This window comes from Aeromonas sp. 602200, from assembly GCF_049173895.1.
Lineage (GTDB): Bacteria > Pseudomonadota > Gammaproteobacteria > Enterobacterales > Aeromonadaceae > Aeromonas > Aeromonas veronii_A.
Genome location: NZ_JAAKSL010000012.1, coordinates 33058 through 52861, shown reverse-complemented (window position 1 = coordinate 52861; position 19804 = coordinate 33058). Strand labels below are relative to the sequence as shown.

At 63.4% G+C, this 19804-nt stretch carries 18 protein-coding genes; 3 read left to right on the top strand and 15 right to left on the bottom strand.

Annotated elements, in window-relative coordinates:
- Window positions 1–10: 10 nt before the first annotated feature.
- From G5221_RS14540 to G5221_RS14500, 9 genes are read right to left on the bottom strand one after another with little or no spacing between them, the layout of a single operon-like run.
- Complete coding sequence (locus tag G5221_RS14540) at window positions 11–1210, bottom strand: ABC transporter permease (RefSeq protein WP_106842559.1); 1200 nt, start codon at window positions 1208–1210, stop codon at window positions 11–13.
- Window positions 1210–2424 (bottom strand): ABC transporter permease, encoded by a 1215-nt coding sequence (locus G5221_RS14535; protein WP_106842558.1) that lies wholly within the window; start codon window positions 2422–2424, stop codon window positions 1210–1212. Before G5221_RS14535 ends, G5221_RS14540 begins: the two co-directional genes overlap by 1 nt.
- On the bottom strand, window positions 2425–3114 hold the full coding sequence (locus G5221_RS14530; RefSeq protein ID WP_040066014.1) for an ABC transporter ATP-binding protein: 690 nt from the start codon (window positions 3112–3114) through the stop codon (window positions 2425–2427). It lies immediately after the preceding gene.
- Window positions 3107–4246 carry an efflux RND transporter periplasmic adaptor subunit gene (locus G5221_RS14525; RefSeq protein WP_106842557.1) on the bottom strand — a complete coding sequence of 380 codons (1140 nt, stop codon included), beginning with the start codon at window positions 4244–4246 and terminating at the stop codon, window positions 3107–3109. Before G5221_RS14525 ends, G5221_RS14530 begins: the two co-directional genes overlap by 8 nt.
- Before the next feature lie 27 nt (window positions 4247–4273).
- Window positions 4274–7438 (bottom strand): efflux RND transporter permease subunit, encoded by a 3165-nt coding sequence (locus G5221_RS14520; protein WP_421263475.1) that lies wholly within the window; start codon window positions 7436–7438, stop codon window positions 4274–4276.
- Window positions 7431–8486: an efflux RND transporter periplasmic adaptor subunit gene (locus G5221_RS14515; protein ID WP_421251144.1), complete on the bottom strand. Its 1056-nt coding sequence runs from the start codon at window positions 8484–8486 to the stop codon at window positions 7431–7433. Before G5221_RS14515 ends, G5221_RS14520 begins: the two co-directional genes overlap by 8 nt.
- A 41-nt stretch (window positions 8487–8527) precedes the next feature.
- Window positions 8528–8998: a DUF6691 family protein gene (locus tag G5221_RS14510; RefSeq protein ID WP_421251128.1), complete on the bottom strand. Its 471-nt coding sequence runs from the start codon at window positions 8996–8998 to the stop codon at window positions 8528–8530.
- Between the two features lie 13 nt (window positions 8999–9011).
- Window positions 9012–9425 carry a YeeE/YedE family protein gene (locus G5221_RS14505; protein WP_194495910.1) on the bottom strand — a complete coding sequence of 138 codons (414 nt, stop codon included), beginning with the start codon at window positions 9423–9425 and terminating at the stop codon, window positions 9012–9014.
- Window positions 9425–9739, bottom strand: coding sequence for an ArsR/SmtB family transcription factor (locus G5221_RS14500; RefSeq protein ID WP_005338008.1), 315 nt, complete (start codon window positions 9737–9739; stop codon window positions 9425–9427). The genes G5221_RS14505 and G5221_RS14500 overlap by 1 nt, the downstream gene beginning before the upstream one ends.
- An 88-nt stretch (window positions 9740–9827) precedes the next feature.
- On the opposite strand from G5221_RS14500, the gene G5221_RS14495 reads away from it, so the two are divergent.
- From G5221_RS14495 to G5221_RS14485, 3 genes are all read left to right on the top strand, one after another.
- Window positions 9828–10013, top strand: coding sequence for a YgaP family membrane protein (locus G5221_RS14495; protein ID WP_201990468.1), 186 nt, complete (start codon window positions 9828–9830; stop codon window positions 10011–10013).
- A 422-nt stretch (window positions 10014–10435) separates the two neighbouring features.
- Entirely contained in the window at window positions 10436–10840 is a 405-nt protein-coding gene (locus G5221_RS14490; protein ID WP_421251130.1) for a hypothetical protein, read from the top strand.
- A gap of 228 nt (window positions 10841–11068) precedes the next feature.
- Window positions 11069–11797: an MgtC/SapB family protein gene (locus G5221_RS14485; protein WP_201990472.1), complete on the top strand. Its 729-nt coding sequence runs from the start codon at window positions 11069–11071 to the stop codon at window positions 11795–11797.
- Between the two features lie 91 nt (window positions 11798–11888).
- Here the strand turns inward: G5221_RS14485 and G5221_RS14480 are convergent, their stop codons facing one another.
- The 6 genes from G5221_RS14480 to dnaJ all read right to left on the bottom strand — a co-directional run bounded on the left by G5221_RS14480 (window position 11889) and on the right by dnaJ (window position 19773).
- Window positions 11889–12899, bottom strand: coding sequence for a substrate-binding domain-containing protein (locus G5221_RS14480; RefSeq protein ID WP_421251131.1), 1011 nt, complete (start codon window positions 12897–12899; stop codon window positions 11889–11891).
- A gap of 27 nt (window positions 12900–12926) precedes the next feature.
- Window positions 12927–14342, bottom strand: a complete 1416-nt coding sequence (locus G5221_RS14475; protein WP_421263474.1) for a glycoside hydrolase family 32 protein — start codon at window positions 14340–14342, stop codon at window positions 12927–12929.
- The gene (locus G5221_RS14470) at window positions 14342–15706 is read right to left on the bottom strand and encodes a sucrose-specific PTS transporter subunit IIBC (RefSeq protein WP_043818633.1); all 1365 of its coding nucleotides are present in this window, start codon (window positions 15704–15706) and stop codon (window positions 14342–14344) included. Before G5221_RS14470 ends, G5221_RS14475 begins: the two co-directional genes overlap by 1 nt.
- 83 nt (window positions 15707–15789) lie before the next feature.
- Entirely contained in the window at window positions 15790–16746 is a 957-nt protein-coding gene (locus tag G5221_RS14465) for an aminoimidazole riboside kinase (RefSeq protein ID WP_421263473.1), read from the bottom strand.
- Window positions 16747–16861: 115 nt separating this feature from the next.
- Window positions 16862–18367, bottom strand: a complete 1506-nt coding sequence (locus G5221_RS14460) for a carbohydrate porin (RefSeq protein ID WP_421263472.1) — start codon at window positions 18365–18367, stop codon at window positions 16862–16864.
- A gap of 263 nt (window positions 18368–18630) precedes the next feature.
- Complete coding sequence (gene dnaJ / locus G5221_RS14455; protein ID WP_005338032.1) at window positions 18631–19773, bottom strand: molecular chaperone DnaJ; 1143 nt, start codon at window positions 19771–19773, stop codon at window positions 18631–18633.
- Window positions 19774–19804: the final 31 nt, after the last annotated feature.

Genomic DNA, 19804 nt, shown 5'->3' with positions numbered 1-19804 from the left:
AAGGGGCGACCTAGTCACCGCGCAGGGCAACTACTGGGTCGAGACGCACTGCCCGCAGCGCAGGAGCGACCCCGGCCAGCAGGCCCACCAGGGCGCTGCAACCGAGCGCCAGCAGCAGATAGAGAGGATGGAGGGTGAGCGGCAAGCCGGCCGCCAGCAGGGTGAGCAGCAGCTTGAGCCCGCCGAGCAGGGCCAACCCCATGGCTCCGCCCAGCAGCGCCAGCACCACGGCTTCGAGCAGGAACAGCAATAGAATGCGCCGCCGTGGACAACCCAACGCCATCAGCAAGCCCACTTCGGGGATCCGCTCCTGCTGGGCGATGCTCATGATGCTGAAGATGCCGACCGCCCCGATCAGCAGTGAGATAATGCCGAGCCCGCCAACCGCCAGCTTGATGATGGAGAGTATCTTGTCGAGGCTGGTCAGCATGTCCTGCTGGGAGGTGAGGGTGAAATCCTCGGCGCCGTGGCGGGCGATCAGCACGCGCCGGATCTGGGCGGTGATCTCGGCTTCCGTCTGTCCGGCGCGATAGATGACGTCGATCTCCTGCAACCCCTCCTTGTTGAACAGCGCCTGGGCGTGAGCGGCGGGCAGATAGATCATGTCGTCCAGATCAAAGCCGAGAAATTGCCCCTTGGGGGCCAAAACCCCGGCCACCCGAAAACGGCGATCACCGGCGCGCAGCAGGTTCCCCGGTGCATCGCCACCGGGGAACAGCTCTGCTGCCACCTTGGCACCCAGCACCGCATAGGCGCGGGGCATGGCACTGTCGTCCGCGGGCAGAAAACGCCCCTGCACCAGGGTGAGTCGCCAGCCTGAGAGCGCCGCCGAGCCTGTGCCCAAAATAGCGGTGCTGCGGGTGAGCCCGCGGCTGCGCACCTCCCCCTGCCCCTGCACCACAGGGAGCGCCGCCTCTACCCCTGCCAATCTGGCGAGGGCATCGGCATCCTCCAGCAGCAGGGGACGGCTGCTGGAGAGGATGCCTGGCGGGCCGCCTGCGGTTTCGGTCTTACCCGGGGTCACGGCGATCAACCGGGTGCCAAATTGGGAGAAGCTGTCGAGCAGATAGAGCCTGAGCCCCTCGCCGATGCCGGTGAGCAGGGTCACCGAGGCGATCCCGATGGCGATCCCCAGCGCCGACAGCAGACTGCGGCTGCGCCCCGCCAGCAAGGCGTGCCAGAGCCAGAACAGCAGATCAGCGGCGCGCATCAGCCACCGCTCCACTGCCCGCTGCGCAGGCTGCTGACCGGATCTTGCCGTGCTGCACGGGAGGCGGGCAGCCAGCTAAAAAACAGCCCGGTCAGCAGGGCCGCCGGTATGGTGCAGAGGGTCGCGAGCAGAGGGACAGCCGCCGGAAATCCGGGCCAAATCACTCCGGCGAGGGCAACCAGGGCATAGCCCAACACAGTGCCAAACAGCGCGCCACTGCCGCTCAGCAGCAGCGCCTCCCACAAAAACAGCTGGCGGATCTGGCGACTGTCAGCCCCCAGCGCCTTGAGCAGGCCGATCTCGCCGGTGCGCTGGCGAGTGCTGATCAGCGCAAGATTCATCATCATGATGCCGGAGACCAGCAGGCTGATGGCGCCGATGCCGGCAACTGCCAGGGTGAGGGTCGAGAGAATGGTGGAGAAGGTAGCCAGCATGGCGTCGCGGCGCACCACGGTCACATCGAGCACCCCGTGGCGCGATTGCATCAGCTGCTCCAGTCGCTTGACCAGCGGCGGCACCGCTTGCCCCGCCAGCGGCTGGATCAGCAGCCGAAACAGCCCCTCGGTGTTGAACAGCCGCATGGCGCTACCGACCGGGATCAGCGCGGCCTCGGCCATGTCCATCCCCAGATTGCTGCTCTGGCTGGTGAATACCCCCACCACCCGAAAGCGGCGATTGTCAAAACGCAGCCACTGACCGACCGGATCGACCTGACCGAACAGCTCACGGGCCACCTTGGCCCCGAGCAGGACGGCCGGTCGATCCTCTGCGGCATCCCCCGGCAACCAGCGGCCGGAGAGCAGCTCCAGCCCGTGGGTATCGCGCAGCCCGTTGCTGCTGCCAAGCAGCATGGTCTGGCGCAGCCGTGCCCCTTGTTTGGCCTCGGCAAAGCCCATCACCAGCGGCACCAGCCGCACGTTTGGCTGGTGCTGGCCAAGGTAGTGCATATCATCGAGAGTGATCTGCCGCAGACTGTTGCCGGTGACCGGCGGCAGCCCGCCGGTGGTCTCCTTGCGGCCGGGGAACATCACCAGCAGATCCTTGCCAAGGGAGCTGAACTGGTCGGCCACATAGCGCCTCGCCCCCTCCCCCAGCGCGGTGAGCAGCAGCACCGAGGTGACGCTCAGACTCACCGCCAGGATCAAGACCAGCGCCCGTGAACGCTGACGCAATAACGCCACGGCGGCAAAGCGGATCACATCGGGCCGCCGCATTCAGCCACCGCCGCTATCAATGTTGATGCGGCCATCGTTCATCAGGATCCGCCTGCCCGCCCGCTCACCAAGGCGCGGATCGTGGGTCACTACCACCAGCGTGATCCCCTGCTCCCGGTTGAGCCCCTCCAGCAGGGTAATCACCTCCTCCCCGGAGCGGGAGTCGAGATTGCCGGTGGGCTCGTCGGCCAGGATCAGCCGCGGCGCCATTGCCATGGCCCGGGCGATGGCTACCCGCTGACGCTGACCGCCGGAAAGCTCGGCAGGGCGGTGTCCGGCCCGGTTCTCCAGCCCCAGCTCTCCCAGCAACTGCTGGCTTCGGCGATGGCGCTCGGCGGGGGCGATCCCGCACAGCATCAGCGGCAGCTCGACGTTTTCACGGGCGGTGAGGCGGGAGATGAGGTGAAACGACTGGAACACGAAACCGATGCGATGGCCGCGCAGCTGGGCCAATGCGGGTTCTGACAGGGTGGCGGTATCCTCCCCTCCCAGCCAGTAACGCCCCTCATCGGGCCGATCCAGCAGCCCCAGCACATTGAGCAGGGTCGATTTGCCGGATCCCGAGGGGCCCATCACCGCCAGATACTCCCCCTCGGCAACCCGCAGGGAAACGCGGTCGAGGGCAGCCACCTCGCTCCCCCCCAGAGTGAAACGACGGCTGACGGCATCAAGGCGAATGAGATCACTCATCCGTCTGCTCCGTGGCGGCGCTGAAAGGGCCCTCCCCGACAATCTGTCCGGGCTGGGCTGCCAGCCGATCACCGGCAGCGAGCCCCTCGGCCACCTCAATCCAGTTCCAGTTCTCCACGCCCCAGCGGGGCACCACCCGCACCAGCGTATCCCCTTCCAGCCGCAGCACGCTGCCATCGTCGGCCCGGCTGCTGGCCGCAACCCGCAGCACATCGGTGGCGCGGGTCACCTCGACCTCAAGATCGGCGCTGTAGCCGATAAGCAGGGGCACATCGGTGGGCAGGGCAGTGAGCGATGCCTCCACCTCGACGGTGCGGGCCTGCTTCTCCAGCTCCTTCACATAGGGGGCGATACGGGTGACGGTAGCGGCAAAATCGCGCCCGGGCATGGCATCGAGCAGTACCCGGGCAGACTGGCCCACCTTGAGGCGGGCGGCATCCACCTCATCGATGGGGGCTGAGACATACAGACACTTATCATCGATAAGATCGATCACCGGAGGCATGGCCACTCCGGGCGGTGAGGGGGTCATGTATTCGCCCAGCTTGCTGTTGACCTCCGCCACCACGCCGGCAAACGGCGCCAGCAGGCGACGCTCGCTCAAGCGAGCCTCCACCTGGGCGACCTGCGCCTCGTCGACCCGCTCCTGCTGACGGGATGCCTGACAGACATAGCGGCGGGTATCGGCCAGATTCTGGGCCTGCTCAGCGAGGGTGCGGGAGGTGAGATTTTTGGCCAGCAAGGTGGCCAGCCGGTTGGCCTCCCGCTCGTAGTAGGCCGCCTCGCTGCAACGCTCCTCGCGCTGGGTCTTGCCAAGGGCCTGCTGGGCACGGGCACGGGCAAGATCGGCGTGAATGTCGTCACTCCAGAGGGTCAGCAGCAGATCTCCCTGCGCCACCCGCTCCCCGGCCTTGACGGCGATCTGCTCCACCACGCCGCCACCGGGCAGACTGAGCCCGGCCCGCTGACACGACTTGATGGTGCCAGCCCGAGTGTTGACCACAGTGACCAGCACATCCCCCCGCCCGACCTCTGCCAGCCTGATCGGCGTCGGCTGCGGTCGCCACCACCATGCCACAGCAGCCACCGCTACCACGGCGCCACTTCCCCACCACAACCAACCTCTCTTCATCGCGCATCCTTTCGCTAGTGACTCCCGTCATGAGCGTCGGGAGAGCAGGGCATAATAGAGCAAGGGTATCACCACCAGGGTGAGCAAAGTGGAGACCAGGATCCCGAAAATCAGGCTGATGGCCAGTCCGTTGAAGATGGGATCATCAAGGATAAACAGAGCCCCGGTCATCGCCGCCAGCGCCGTCAGCATGATGGGTTTGGCCCGCACCTGCGCCGCTTCGATCACCGCCTGCTCGAACGCCACTCCGGCGCTGCGCTGCTGCTCGATAAAGTCCACCAGCAGGATGCTGTTGCGTACGATGATCCCGGCCAGGGCGATCATCCCGATCATCGAGGTAGCGGTAAACTGGGCTCCCAGCAGGGCGTGGCCCGGCATCACCCCTATGATGGTGAGCGGAATGGGAGCCATGATGATGAGTGGCACCAGATAGGAGCGAAACTGGGCCACCACCAGCAGATAGATGAGGATCATCCCCACCCCGTAGGCGATGCCCATATCGCGGAAGGTCTCGTAGGTGATCTTCCACTCCCCGTCCCACAACAGCGCCACCTCTCCCAGTTTATCCGGCTGCTGCACGTAATATTGGGGCAGGTCGATATCGGCACCGGCTGCAAACATGCCGTAGAGCGGGCTGTCGGTATGGCCACCCATGTCGGCCACCACCATCACCATGGGCTGCATGTTCTTGTGCATGATATAGCTGGGGGCCACCTCATCACGGCGACTCACCAGCTCGGAGACCCGCACCAGCTGGCCGCTCTGGCTGCGCACCTTGAGGGCCAGTACGCCCGCCAGATCCCGTTTGTCACCGGGTGCCAGTTCGATGCGGATCGGCACCGGATACTTGGCACCGTGCCCCTGCAGCCAGCTGGCATCCTGATAACCCACCCCGCCATTGAGGGTGTTCACCAGATCCCCGAGATCGACCCCGAGTAGGGCCGCCTTGCTGCGCTCCACCACCAGCCGCCACTTGGGCTGCGGGTCGGTCAGATAGATATCCACGTCCACCAGATCCGCCGTGGCCACAAAACGGGCCTGTACAGCGCGAGCGGCCGCTTCGCGGGCGGCCTGAGTCGGGCCATAGATCTCGGCAACGATGGGGGACCAGACCGGCGGGCCAGGCGGTACCTCAACGACTTTCAGGTTGCCCCCTGCCGCACTGGCGATGGCCTGCAGCGGCTCCCGAACCGACTGGGCAATCTGGTGGCTGCTGCGATCCCGTTCATGCTTGTCCACCAGATTGACCTGAATATCCCCCACGTTGGCGCCGCTGCGGATAAAGTAGTGACGCACCAGCCCGTTGAAATTGATGGGGGCGGCTGTGCCGGCGTAGATCTGGTAATCCTTCACCTCCTCCACCTTGGCAAGCTCACGCCCGACCGCCAGCAGGGTGCGCTCGGTCTGCTCCAGGGTCGCCCCCTCCGGCATATCGAGCACCAGCTGAAACTCCGACTTGTTGTCAAAAGGGAGCATCTTGAGCACCACCCACTGCACCACCGGCATGGCGGTAGCCGCCCCGACCAGCAGCAACACCACCAGCCAGAGTTTGCGTCTGGCGCGCTTGGCGCCATCACCAATCAGGAAAGGGGTCATCAGCCGGTGAAAAAGACCCGCCTTGGCCTCGCCGTGGGTACCGAGCACCGAATCCTTGAGCAAATGGCTCGCCAGCCAGGGTGAGAAGATGAAGGCCACCAGCAGGGAGATGAGCATCCCCATGCTGGCATTGATGGGGATGGGGCTCATGTAAGGGCCCATCAGGCCGCTGACAAAGGCCATCGGCAACAGGGCCGCAATGACGGTCAGGGTCGCCAGTATGGTCGGCCCCCCCACCTCGTCCACCGCCCCCGGAATAAGCGCCTTGAGCGACCCCTTGCCCAAACCGCGATGGCGGTGGATGTTCTCCACCACCACAATGGCGTCATCCACCAGAATGCCGATGGAGAAGATCAGCGCAAACAGCGACACCCGGTTGAGGGTAAAGCCCCACGCCCAGCTGGCAAATAGGGTCAGCGCCAGGGTGATGACGATGGCAACGCCCACCACCAGCGCCTCGCGCCAACCCATGCTCGCCAGCACCAGCACCACCACCGCCGTGGTGGCAAAAATGAGCTTGCCGATCAGGGTGTTGGATTTGGTCTCGGCGGTGACGCCGTAGTCCCGGGTCACCGTCACCTCAACCCCGGCAGGGATCAGTCGGTTCTGCAAACTTTCGACCCGCGCCTCCACCCGCTTGGCCACCTCGACCGCGTTCTGGCCCGGCTGCTTGCCAATGGCCAGGGTCACCGCCGGATAACTGGCTTGCCCCAGCCCCATCCAGCTGCGCTTGGTCGGAGTCTCCTGACCCAGAGAGACCCTGGCCACCTCCCCCAGATAGACCGGCTTGCCGTCGTGCAGCCCCACTACCAGCTCGCGGGCCTCCTGCTCGCTTTGCAGAAACTGCCCCACCTGCACCTTAATCTCACTGTTGTTCTGCTCGATAGCCTGTGTCGTGCCCACCTGATTGGCGGCCGCAAGTCGCTGGCTCAGCTCGCCCCAGCTGATGCCGTGGGCACTGAGGGCCGCCGGATCCGGCATCACCCGCAGCACGGCGCTCTGGCTGCCCAGCGTGTAGATATCGCGGGTACCGGGAATGCGCTTGAGTTCGGTCTCCAACTCATGGGCGACCCGGGTCAGCTCGGGTGCCCCCAGTTGCTTGCTCCCCTCTTTACTCCATAAGGTCAAACTGACGATGGGGACATCATCGATCCCCCGGGGTTTCACCAGCGGCTGACCGACTCCGATCCCCTGTGGCAACCAGTCGCGGTTGGAGTCGAGCTGGTTGTTGAGATCGACGATGGCCTGCTCGCGGCTCACCCCCACCTTGAACACCACCACCAGCAGGGCGCCATCGGGTTGGGAAAAAGAGTAGAGGGTATCAATGCCCTTTATCTGGGAGACCACCTGCTCGGCAGGGGTGGTAACGAGAGAGGCCACTTCAGCCGGGCTGGCTCCCGGGAAGGGAATATAGACATCGGCGAAGGTGACATCGATCTGCGGCTCCTCCTCCTTGGGGGTCACCAACACCGCAAACAGGCCGAGCAACAGCCCCACCAGCGCCAGCAGCGGAGTGATGGCCGAGCCCTGAAACAGGGCAGCCAGCCGACCGGCAGGTCCCAGCCTCTCCTTGTTGCCATTCAGCTCGCTACTCATGGGCCACCTCCTGCTGCTGCGCCCAGGCATCGGGAGCCAGCTTGTCACCGGCTTGCAGCCCGGCCAGGATCTCGCACTGTCCCTCGACGCAATGGCCGACCCGCACCGGCGTCAGGGCCCAGCCAGCGGGCTGCTGCAGATAGACGCCATTGAATTCCCCTTGCCGCAGCAGGGCGCGATCCGGCACCTGCAACACCTGACGTTCACCCTGCTTGAGCTGCACCTTGAGCCACATGCCGGGCAATACCCCGGCGGTTTGCGGCGGCAAGTCGAGGCGCAACTTGAAGGCGTGGCTCTGGCTGTCGGCATAATTGAAGCGGGTCAGTTTGACCGGGGTAACAAGCTTGCCATCCGGCAGCAGCACCTGCACATCCGCAGGCTCACGAGCCAGCGTCAGGGCGGATTGGGGCAACTCCACCTCCACCCGCAAGGTGTCGAGAGAGAAGCCGGAGAGCAGCGGGGTACCGGGGGCGACAGTCTCCCCCAGCTCTACCAGCCGTTTGGTCACTACCCCTGCATAGGGAGCCAGAATGCGGGTATAACCGTAAGCCTCGCGGGCCTGAGTGAGGGCCGCATCGGCAGCGTTCACCTCGGCGCGGGCGGCGCGATCAGTCGCCTGGGCATTATCGAGCTGGGCGCGGGTGATCACCCCCTTGGCAATCAGCGCCTGAAAGCGGGCAAGCTGGCGCTCGGCTTCCACTTGCTGAGCCTGCGCCCGCGCCAGCCGCGCCTCGGCACCCGTGACGGCGGCAAACTGCTCCTTGCCGCTGATCTCCAGCAGCGGCTGCCCCGCCTGCACCTGATCGTTCACATCCACCAGCATACGGGAGACCCGGCCGCTGGTCTGGGCCGCCACCGTCCCCTGATTGATGGCACTGACGGTGCCATCCAGCGTCAGCCAGTCGGTCACCGCCTGTGGCGCCACTGTCAACAGGGGCACTGTCAGTGGGGCAATAGGCTCCCCGTCTGCGGCAAGGGCCCGGGGGGATGTCATGGCCTGCGATGTCATCACCATCAAGGTGATCCCCAGCAACCGGATCTTTTCCATCATTATTCTCCTTCCCTGGCATCATCAGTCACTTCACGGGATCAGGCGGTATGGGACTGGCGCACCTTATCCTTTCCCCGAGCTGGCGCCTTGGTCAGCACCCTGGCCAGCCCTCTGTCAAACAGCAAGATCCCGGCCACCATGGCCGCTATAAACAACATTATCATGGGCTGCCCGCTGGAAATGAGACTCAGAGCAGGCCCCGGGCAGATACCCACCAATCCCCAGCCGATGCCAAACAGCGCGGCCCCGCCGATCAGACGGCGATCCAGCCGAGGGGCTGGTACGGCGACGATGGGCTCACCCAGCACACTCTGGCGACGGGGTTTCACCAGCAGAAAATAACCCGGCATAAAGACCAGCAGGGCCCCTCCCATCACGAAGGCGAGGCTGGGATCCCAGGCCCCGGCCAGATCGAGAAAACCGGTGACCCGGGCGGGATCCATCATGCCGGAGATGGCCATCCCCAGTCCGAACAACACACCCGCAAACAAACTTGTCAGCAACTTCATGGCGATCAGCCCCTTACAGCAGATGATGAGTGACGAAGACGGTGATAAAGCCAGCCGCCATAAAGGTCAGGGTGGCGACGATGGAGCGCAGGGAGAGCCGCCCCATGCCACAGATGCCGTGGCCGCTGGTGCAGCCATTGCCAAGACGGGTACCGATGCCGACCAGCAGACCGGCCAGCAGCACTACAGGCCAGCCGGGCAAGGTGGTGAATGCGGGCATGGTGGCCCAACCCAGAGTCAGCGCCAACCAGGCGCCCGCCCCCAGCCCCAGCAGAAACAGCACCCGCCACGGTGCACTGTGTTGCAGCGCGCCGGCCAAAATGCCGCTGATCCCGGCCACCCGGCCGTTGAACAACATCAGGATCAGGGCCGACAGCCCCGCCAGCATGCCACCGCCCAAAGAGAGCAGCCATTGGCTTTCCATCATCAAGATTCCTTATTTTCCGAGTGACAAAAATGGGTTTGCAACGCTCCCAGTACATCGGCCGCCGCCTCGCTCACCAGCGAGTAGTAGATCTGCTGGGAGACCTTGCGCGAACGGATAAGGCCGTAGCGCTTCAATACCGAAAGTTGCTGGGAGAAGGCCGACTGCCCAAGTTGGCTATGGGCCAGCAGCTCCCCGACCCCCTTCTCCCCCTCCACCAGCTGGCAGAGCACCATCAGGCGTTCGGGATGAGCCAACGCCTTGAGCAGGGAGGCGGCGGCTGTCGCATGTCTGTTCATCTCGTCGAATTGGCTCATAAGAGTAAATTAGCAATTGCTGATATTTGTTCTATTGTATAAAACAACCCTAAATTAGCAATATCTAAAGTAGATAAGGAGAAAGACCATGACAGTAGATAACGGAGTCAGAATCGTCGCGGGTTGCATGTTGCTGCTCTCGCTGATCCTTACCACCTGGGTTCATCCGGGCTTTGTCTGGTTGAGCGCTTTTGTCGGGGTCAACCTGATCCAGAGCGCATTCACCGGTTTCTGTCCGGCCGCCATGCTCCTCAAGCGCCTGGGGCTGAAGTAACAGGTCGCGCAAGACAGGGGCGGTCCTGCTAGCGGGGCGTCATCGCGCGGCGATGGCTATCGTCGCTCCCTGATGCTTATGGAGGTAGCCAGTCGGCCCCATTATTGACAAACTTGTATCTAAATGTTGCTGGAAGGTCGATAAGGCTTTACCTCACCGCTCTGGATGAGTACCATTTTGCCGTTCTTAACACAGCGGAGACCATCAGTGGGCAACTCATCAAGTGACAGTTGTAGACCGACCCTCATCGTCGGTACCAAGGTCGCGAGCTAGCCGCAGGTCTTTCTCTGCCGTATGCTCGCAACCCTGCGAGAAGCGGAAATCCACTCCCCTCTTCTCCCTTTTTACACTTGACGTCAGGTGGTCTGGCTTTGCCATGACACCTTGCCTGCATAGTTTCTGCTTCCCACAAGGAGGCTGCTATGCGTTTTATCTCAATCAAACCGGCTGCGGATCGCGCGGTCGCAACAGGTTCTGTTGCACCCCGGGCTCACCCCCTGCTGAGCAAGCTGGGGCGCGGCATGTTGCCACGCTGGCTGGGCGGCAAACCGCGCCAGCACCACTATAGGCTGCAGATCCGCTGCGAGGATCGCGCCGATATGGAGCAAGTGCTGGATATGGTGAGCCACACCCTGCAACCGGCCGGACTGCAACCGATGCAATCGATGAAACCGGGTCGCGGCGGCGGGCGAGAGCTGGTGCTCAATGTGCACTGCACTCCACCCCAGCGCCGCTATCTGGTGCAGTTTGTTCATCAGGTCGGAGTAGCGCATCCTGTGCGCTGGGAGCTGCGTCCGCGCATCGACACGACTCCCGAACTCAACTGACGCGCATCCTGCTGCACTAACGACCGTTCAAGGGGCCAGCCACGCTGGCCCCACTTGTTGCGTCCTCTCCGAGCGTCAGGGCATCTGATGATGCTCGCGCCCCGGAAGCTAAACCCGGGACGCTGCGTTTTTCTGCTGGCCATCCGCTCAATCCCCCTCTGATCCATCCGCCACCCGGCGTTTCATCATGGATTGTGCCAAGCCAGCTTTCATAAGAAGGAGTACGCCATGAAGATGTGGCAACAACTAGACATGCTCTCACTGCTCGACACTCTGGCCAGCCTGCTGCTCGCCTTTGTGCTCGGCAGTCTGGTCGGGCTGGAGCGCCAGTACCGCCAACGTACCGCGGGCCTGCGCACCAACGTGCTGGTCGCAGTGGGAGCAGCCCTGTTCGTCAGCCTAGCCCAGCGAATCTATGACCTGCACGGCGGCAACTACAACGTGGTCCATGTGGTGGCCTATATTGTCTCCGGCATCGGCTTTCTCGGCGCCGGCGTCATCATGCGCGAGTCGGGCAATATCCGCGGCATCAACACCGCCGCCACCCTGTGGGGCGTGGCAGCGGTCGGCGCCGCCTGTGGCGCCGGGCTCGCCATGGAGGCCATTCTGGGTGCCCTGTTCGTGCTGGCCGCCAACACCCTGCTGAGACCGCTGGTCAATCAGATCAACCGTCGCCCGGTAGACAATCTGGACACAGAAGTCACCTACAAGGTGACAGCCCTGACCCCCCGTGAGCATCAAAAGGAGGTGCTGCACTGGCTCGAAGAGATGCTGGAGCAGGCCAACTATCCCATGAGCGAGCTCGACATCGAGCCATTTGGCGAGAGGGATCTGGAGATCTCGGCAGTGCTGCTGGCTACCTCCATCGATGGTGATGAGCTCGACGCCCTGATGGTGAAACTCGGCATTCATCCCCATATCAAGCAGATATTCTGGCGCGCCAGCACCACGGATTGAGTTGTCGGTCAGAGGAATGGCTCCATCAACCAACGGCAAAAAGCCCCGCCAGCAATGGCGGGGCTTTCTCATATGGATGAGCGAAGAGTGGCTAGCGACGACTGCGCCAGCGCACCTTGGGGGCGATCACCTGGGCAGTCTGCGCAGGGGGATTACCCGCAATCAGTTGCTGCATCAGCTCGAAAGCGGCGTGGGCCAGCGCCGGACAATCCTGCGCAACCGAGTCGATGCGCATAGGAATGCAGTCGAGCAGGTCGTGATCATCGAAGGTACACAGCCGCATCCCCGTCTCCATCAACCCCGCCTCGTTGAGGTAACGTAGCACCCCTTCCAGCAGGGTAAAGGAGGCGGTAAAGAGCCCCTTGGGGGGCGCTCCCAGCTCGGCCACCAGCTCGGCCATCAGCTGATAACCGGAGCTCGGCTGATAGTCACGATGGCGTACCCGGGCTGCATCGGCTTCAAAACCGGCGCGATGGAGCCCCAGCTCATAGCCCGCCAGCCGGTGACGGCTGGGGGAGAGATCCAGCAGGCCGCCGAAGTAGTAGATCTCCTCGCCGCACTCGCTGGCCATGTCCCGCACCAGTTCTGCGGTGGCCTTGCAGGCATCCGAAATCACCATGGGCAGGCGCGACTCGCCGATATGGCGGTCGAGCTGCACTACCGGCAGACGATCGTGGATACGGGCATAGATGTCATCACTGTGGCCACTGGAGGCGACAATCAGCCCATCCACCTGACGGCTGATCAGGTTATCCACCACCCGCTGCTCGAGGGCGGGATCATCTTCGGAGCAGGCGATCAGCAACTGGATGCCCGCCTCCCGGCAGTGGGTCTCGAGGGCACGGGCGATGCGGGCAAAACCGAAGTTGGTGAGATCGGGGATCACCAGCCCCCAGGTGTAGCTGCGGGTCTCGCGCAGGGAGCGGGCGTGAAAGCTCGGCAGGTAGTGACACTCCTCCGCCACCGCCTGAATACGCTTGCGGGTATCGTCGGCAATCCGGTACTCCGCACTCTTCCCGTTGAGCACCAGACTGGCGGTCGCCTTGGACACCCCCGCCAGTTCGGCGATCTGGGCAATCGTGATCCGTTTCTTCTTCTCCACCTGGCCTCCCGGCTGACTAGAACCGGGCTATTGTACTAGGCACGCCGACAGCGGCCAGTGATTGAGGCAAATTTTGCTGCCATCATCGCCGTTACCTGATGAAAGTTGCGGCTTTTCTCCGGGGAAGTAGCGCGCCGACAGGCTGTGTCGCCCCTCATCGATGAAGCACTCCAGACTGGAGCGATCACACAGGACGGTGATCCGCCCGCCAGCCCATGGGCTGCTGCGAGTCTCCCACGCCCCGCTCTGCCAGTTCTGGCGCCGCAAGGTGATGCGCCCCGGCTGCCACACCAGCTCGGCCACGGCACCGAACCAGAGGCTCCCCTCACCGCAGAGATCCAGATCGAGCCAGGCCGAGTCGATGGCCAGCCCCGGAAACTCGCCGAGCGTCCCCTCGAAGCGGGTCAACTCTCCCTTCAATGCCGCAAGCTCCGCCACAGGCCGCTGGCAGAGCCACTCATCCTGCCAGAATAGCTCCCGCGGGCAGCTCATCTGATGGATCCAGCCATAGGGGATAGTGGGTTGGCTCATCTCGTTCTCCTCCGGCAGCCCCAGCCAGCCAAACAGGAGGCGGCGACCCTGAGTGTCCAGGGTAGTTTGCGGCGCATAGAACTCGAAGCCCCGGTCCAGCTCGTGGAAAGCCCCGTGCTCGAAACGCTCGCCGTCGAAGTTGCCAGAAAGCCAGCCGCACTGGTAGAGGTTGCGATAATCCTCGCCTGCCGGGGCAATCCCCTGCGGGCAGCTGATCAGCACATGACTCTCCCCCAGCGGGAAGAGATCCGGGCACTCCCACATATAGCCAAACTCACCGAGACCGCCATGTCCGCTACCGGCGATGGGGCCCACCCGCTGCCAGCTTTGCAGGGTGTCGCCGCGATAGAGCAGCACTTCCCCCTTGTCATCCAGGGTGCGCGCGCCCAGCACCATCAGCCACTGCAGGCCGTCGTGCCACACCTTGGGGTCGCGCACGTGGCCGCTGTAGCCTGCGGGCAGGTCCAGAACGGGCCCCAGCTTCTCGAAGCCTCCCTCACTGTCGGCGCGGGCCAGACACTGATAGGCGGTGCGGCTGCCATCCGGGTATTTGACATTGCCGGTGTAGATAAGGGTCAAACGCCCCTGCTCATCGCTCACCGCCGAGCCCGAATAGCAGCCGTGGCTCTCATAGGCTTCGGTGGGCAAGAGCGCCACCGGCTCGTGGTGCCAATGCAGCAGATCGGTGGAGGTGACATGGCCCCAACCCTTGTTGCGGTGCTCGCAGCCCAGCGGATTCCACTGGTAGAAAAGGTGGTAGCGCCCGTCATGCTCGATAAAGCCGTTGGGATCGTTGAGCAGCCCCACCGGGGCTGCCAGATGCCAGCGGGGCCGATGGGGATCGGCCGCCGCCTTGAGCTGTCCGGCCAGCAGCGACCGGACAATCTGGTTGAGAAGATCGCTTTCCTTCATCACTCCACCTTGTACTTGAGCAGGTAGGATGCGGCGAAGGCGGCACCAAAGGCGATCACCAGCCCGATGATGTAGTGAATAAGGCTCATGGGCTGGACGATGGCCATGCCGGGAATACCGGTCAGCCCTACCGCCGTCATCCCCACCTTGGCCGCCACCACGTAGGCGCCGCCGCAGGCCCCGCCAAACAGACCGGCGAGGAAGGGTTTGATGTAGCGCAGGTTGACGCCGAAGATCGCCGCTTCCGTGATACCCAGCAGGCAGGACATGGCCGCCGGCACGGTAATGGCCTTGATCTTCACATCGCGGGTCTTGAAATAGACCGCGAGGCAAGCCCCGCCCTGTGCCACGTTGGCCATGGCCCAGATGGGCAGCAGGAAGTTGACGCCAATTTGCGGATTGGCCAGCAGCCCCGCCTCGATGGCGTGGAAGCTGTGATGGATGCCGGTGATGACGATAAGCGAGTAAGTGCCGCCAAATACCAGCCCCGCCAGCCAGCCCGCCTGCTCATAGAGGGCGCTCAGACCGAACGAGATGCCATCCCCCAGCACCCGCCCAGCCGGGCCGATAAAGAGCAGCGCCACGAAACCGGTGATGATGACGGTGAGAAACGGGGTGAGGATCAGATCCAGCGCATCCGGAATGCGCTTGCGCAGCTGTTTCTCCAGATGGGACATAAACCAGACCGCCAAGAGCACCGGGAAGACGGTGCCCTGATAGCCGATCATGGCGACATCGAGCCCGAAGAAATCCATGGTCTTGAAGCCACCGGCCACGCCCCAGGCGTTGGTTAGCGCCGGGTGGGTGAGGATGCCGCCAAGGGTCGCCCCGAGGTACGGATTGCCGCCAAACTCACGTGCTGCCGTAAAGCCGATCAGAATGGGCAATATGATAAATGCCGCCGAGCTGAACATGTCGAGCATCACAAACAGAGCGCTGTCGGCATTGGCCCAGCCGTAGGTGCGCACCATGCCGAGCAGCCCCATCAGCAGGCCCGAGGCGACGATGGCCGGGATGATCGGCACGAAGATGTTGGAGAGGGTTCGCGCCAACCGCTGGGCTACGTTGAGCTTGGCCGCCGCCATGTCGGTCAGCTCCGCCTTGCTGGCGGTGCCGGTACCGGTCAGCGCCACAAACTCCGCATAGACCTTGTTGACCAGACCGGTGCCGAAGATCACCTGAATTTGGCCCGCGTTGCTAAAGCACCCCTTAACCCCCTCCAGCTTGTCGATGGCGGCCTTGTTTACCTTGCTGTCATCGGCCAGCACCAACCGCAGCCGGGTGGCGCAGTGGGCAGCGCTGACGATATTCTCCTTGCCCCCGAGCAGGGGCACCAGATCCTTGGCTATCGCACTGATATTCATATTCTTCCTCTTATGACCCGCCACGCTGGCGGGCCCTTGTCACATGAGAGTAGGGGCTGTCGAGCCGGGCTTCTAGCCGCAGCTCAACAGCCGCTTGCGCTTGATCGCAAAAAGGCATCCAGTTCGGAGCGGGTCGGCAGCGCCGTCATCGCCCCCTTGGCGGTGGTGGCGAGCGCCCCGCAGCCGTGGGCCTGAGCCAGGATGGCGGGTAGCTCGGCCAGAGTCGGCAGCAACGAGCGCCCGGCCAGCGCCACCAGCAGACCGGCGACGAAGGCATCCCCCGCCCCCGTGGTGTCGATGGGCGTCACTTTCTGCCCCACCCACTCCAGCAGCTCGCCACCCAAACGGGCCACCACACCGGCCGCCCCCCGGGTCACCAGCACCAGCGCCGGGCCAGAGAGAGTTGCAAGCCCGGCGACCAGATCGTCCTCACCGCTCAGCAGTTGCAGCTCCTCAATGGAGAGCTTGACCACATCCGCCTGCGCAATGGCATGACGCACCAACGGCAGCATCTCGGCGGGGTTGCCCCACACCTCGGGGCGCAGGTTGGGGTCGAAGCAAACCCGCCCGCCTGCCGTCTTGATGGCCGCCATGGCCTGCAGGCAACTGGTGCGCACCGGCTCGTTGGCGAGCGCGATGGAGCAGGTGAGCAACCACTGATCGGCATCGAAGCGGGGCAACTCATCCGGGGTGAGGAACTGGTCGGCACTGGGGCGCACCATAAAGGTGAAGCTGCGCTCCCCCTCGTCATCCAGTTCTACCAGCACGGTAGAGGTGCGATGGTCAGGATCGAGCCACAGTGCACCGATATCCACCCCCTCCCCGCTCAGGGTGTCGGCCATAAAGCGGCCGAACGGGTCAGCACCGACCCGGCCGATAAAGGCCGCATCACCACCGAGCCGTGCCACGCCGACCGCCACATTGGCGGGCGCACCACCCGGACACTTGAGGTAGTGCAACGCCCCTTCCGGGATCAAGTCCACCACCGCATCCCCCATTACCCACACACGATTCGTCACCTTGCTACTCCACTGCTGCATCGGATCCACGGTCAAACCCGAACTCTGTTCTGTTGGCTGGCATTATCAGCTAAACCGTTTTAGCCAACCAACAGATCTCGGCACCGGTTGCCATTTTTGTGATCGGGATAACGAACTAGAACCAGGTTTCCATCTGCACGCCAAAGTTCCACTCGCCACCGGCGGTGAAGTTGCTCTGGCCCATGGCATCGTCGCTGGCGTAGTTGTCGAGCTCGGAGGACCAGTCCATCCAGCTGGCGAACACCCGCAGCTCGGGCCGCTCGAAGAAACCGGCGGTCTGCGCCTTGAAGGTGGGGGCGAAGGTGAGCTTGGTGAAGTTGCCGTTCACCGCCTGGCGTCCCTTGTAGCCCTTTGGATCGAGATCCATGTATTGCCAGGCTGCCTCGTAGACCAGCTCGACGTTCTGGCTCAACACCTGCGCCACCCGGGTATTGAAGGTGAGCCAACGGTACTCGTCCCCTTTCACGTAGCGATCCTGACTCTGCTCGGCCAGCAGGGCCGGGGCAAAACGCCAGCGCGGATTAAGATCGGTGGCGCCAAACACGGCGACCCGCACCGCATCGGCGTCCGGCAGCAGTTCGCTGTCAGAGCCCAGCCCCTTGACCTCGGCCCCCAACCCATGACCGTACAGCACCGCCGCCTTGGCAAAACCGGGGTTGATGCCGAAGAAGCTCTCGCCGTGGTAGGCCAGCAGGGTGTGTGCCCCCTTGTCCGCCGCCTCGCTGCCCACCCCCTTGTCATTGATGCGGGCGTCATTGTCCTTGGCCGAGAGACCGTTCACCATCCACTGCCAGTTACCGACCCGGTTGTTCATGGTGAGGATATAGCTCTCGATATCGGAGAGACCGCTGGCGCTGATGTCGCCGTAATCCCGGCCATAGAGGGAGAAGTTGGCCTTCCAGCTATCGGCCAGCTGCACGTCGTAAACGCCGCCGCCGGTACCAGCCAGGAACACCACGTCGGAGTCGAGCCAGTGGATGTCAAAGTTATCCCGATCAAAGCGCTTGCCCGCCCACAGTACCGCATTCTTGAAGGGGCCGTAGAAGCTCGCCAGATTGCCGATCTCGGCAAACACCTGACGGGTATTGAGGCTCGAATCGCTGGCGGTCCAGTCGTTGCTGGTCTCCACCCCGTCCGCCAGCATCAGCTTGTAGCGGGCCCAGCTGCCATCCTCGAAGGTCTGGGTTTTCAGCAGGTTGGCCTCCATGTAGGTGTCATCCTCGTTGCCAAGGCGACCGACAGCCCCGCCCACGGATCCTGCCGGGGTGATGTAGGGGCCACCGCGCCCGCCGTTGCCATTACTGTTTACCAACAGGCCCGAGCGGGCATAGCCGTGAAACTCGAAGCCCTGGGCACCAGCGGTCTTCTCATCCACCTTCTGGCTGCGGTTGTCGGCCACCTGCGCCTGCTCGCTCGCCGCGCTCGCCTTCACTTCCGCCTGACTGGCACGGCTCTCTGCCGCTTCTGCTCTCGCTTCAGCCGCCTGTACCCGCGCCTCCAGCGCCGCCAGTCTGGCCTCGACACTCTCACCTGCAACACTCGCCTGCGCCGCCCACAGCGGACTGCTCATCCCCAATCCCAGCGCTACCGCCAGCGCCAACTTGCTCTTGAACATCATCATCTTCCTCACCTGTCATCTGTGGCCCGAACGGGCGCTGTTGTTATCGACAGCCAGAGCATAGCTAAACCAATTTAGCTAACTCAATACGACAACTAAACCGTTTCAGCAACAGTGTGAGCGGGATAACATTTGTACAGCAGGAATTGGCGGGAGTTGTGAGGAGGATCCCTCATCAGGATCCACTCAATAGGGCGGATCCTGGCGAAATGACGGGCAAAAAAAGAGCCAGCACAGGCCGGCTCTGTTTATTCGGGTCGCTGAAATCAGCTGGTCAGATCGTCGAAGAAGCGTTTCACCCCTTCGAAGAAGCCTTCCGATTTCGGCTTGTGGGTCTTGGCAGCAGCACCGCTGAACGACTCGTCCAGCTGGCGCAGCAGCTCTTTCTGCTGCTCGGTGAGGTTGACCGGGGTTTCGATCACCACCTTGCACATCAGATCCCCTACCTGACCAGAGCGCACTGACTTCACGCCCTTGCCGCGCATGCGGAACATCTTGCCGGTCTGGGTCTCCGGAGTGACCTTGAGCTTGACGCGGCCATCCAGGGTCGGCACTTCAATCTCGCCACCCAGGGCAGCTGCGGTGAAGCTGATGGGCACTTCGCAGTAGAGGTTGTTGCCGTCACGCACGAAGATCTCGTGCTCTTTGACGTGCACCTGTACGTAGAGATCCCCTGCCGGAGCTCCTGCTTCCCCCGCTTCCCCTTCGCCGGAGAGACGGATGCGATCGCCGGTATCGACGCCCGCCGGAATTTTCACCGACAGGGTCTTGGTGCGCTGGTAGCGACCTTCACCGTGGCACTTGCGGCACGGATCCTTGATGATCTTGCCGCGACCGTGACAGTGCGGGCACGCCTGCTGCACCGCGAAGAAGCCCTGACGCATCTGCACCTGGCCGGAGCCGTGGCAGGTCGGGCAGGTCTGGGCACTGCTGCCGGTGTGGGCACCGGAGCCGTTACAGACTTCACAGTGAACCAGGGTCGGCACCTTGATCTCCTTGGAGACCCCGCGTACCGCCTCTTCCAGCGTCAGCTCCATGGTGTAACGCAGGTCGGAGCCACGGGCCGGGCCACGACGGGCACCACCACGGCCACCGCCGAAGATGTCACCGAATACGTCACCAAACATGTCGGCGAAGTCGGCACCGCCGCCAAAGCCACCGTGGCCACCGCCACCCTGGCTCGGGTCGACACCGGCATGGCCATACTGGTCGTAACGGGCACGCAGGTTGGCATCGGTCAGGACCTCGTAGGCTTCCTTGACCTCTTTGAACTTCTCTTCGGATGCGGCATCACCCTGGTTACGATCCGGGTGATACTTCATGGCCAGGCGCTTGTACGCCTTCTTGATCTCGCGATCGTCGGCATCTTTCGCCACACCCAGTACTTCGTAGAAATCGCGCTTCGACATACTCATCCTGTGGTTACGCAGACGGGCGTTG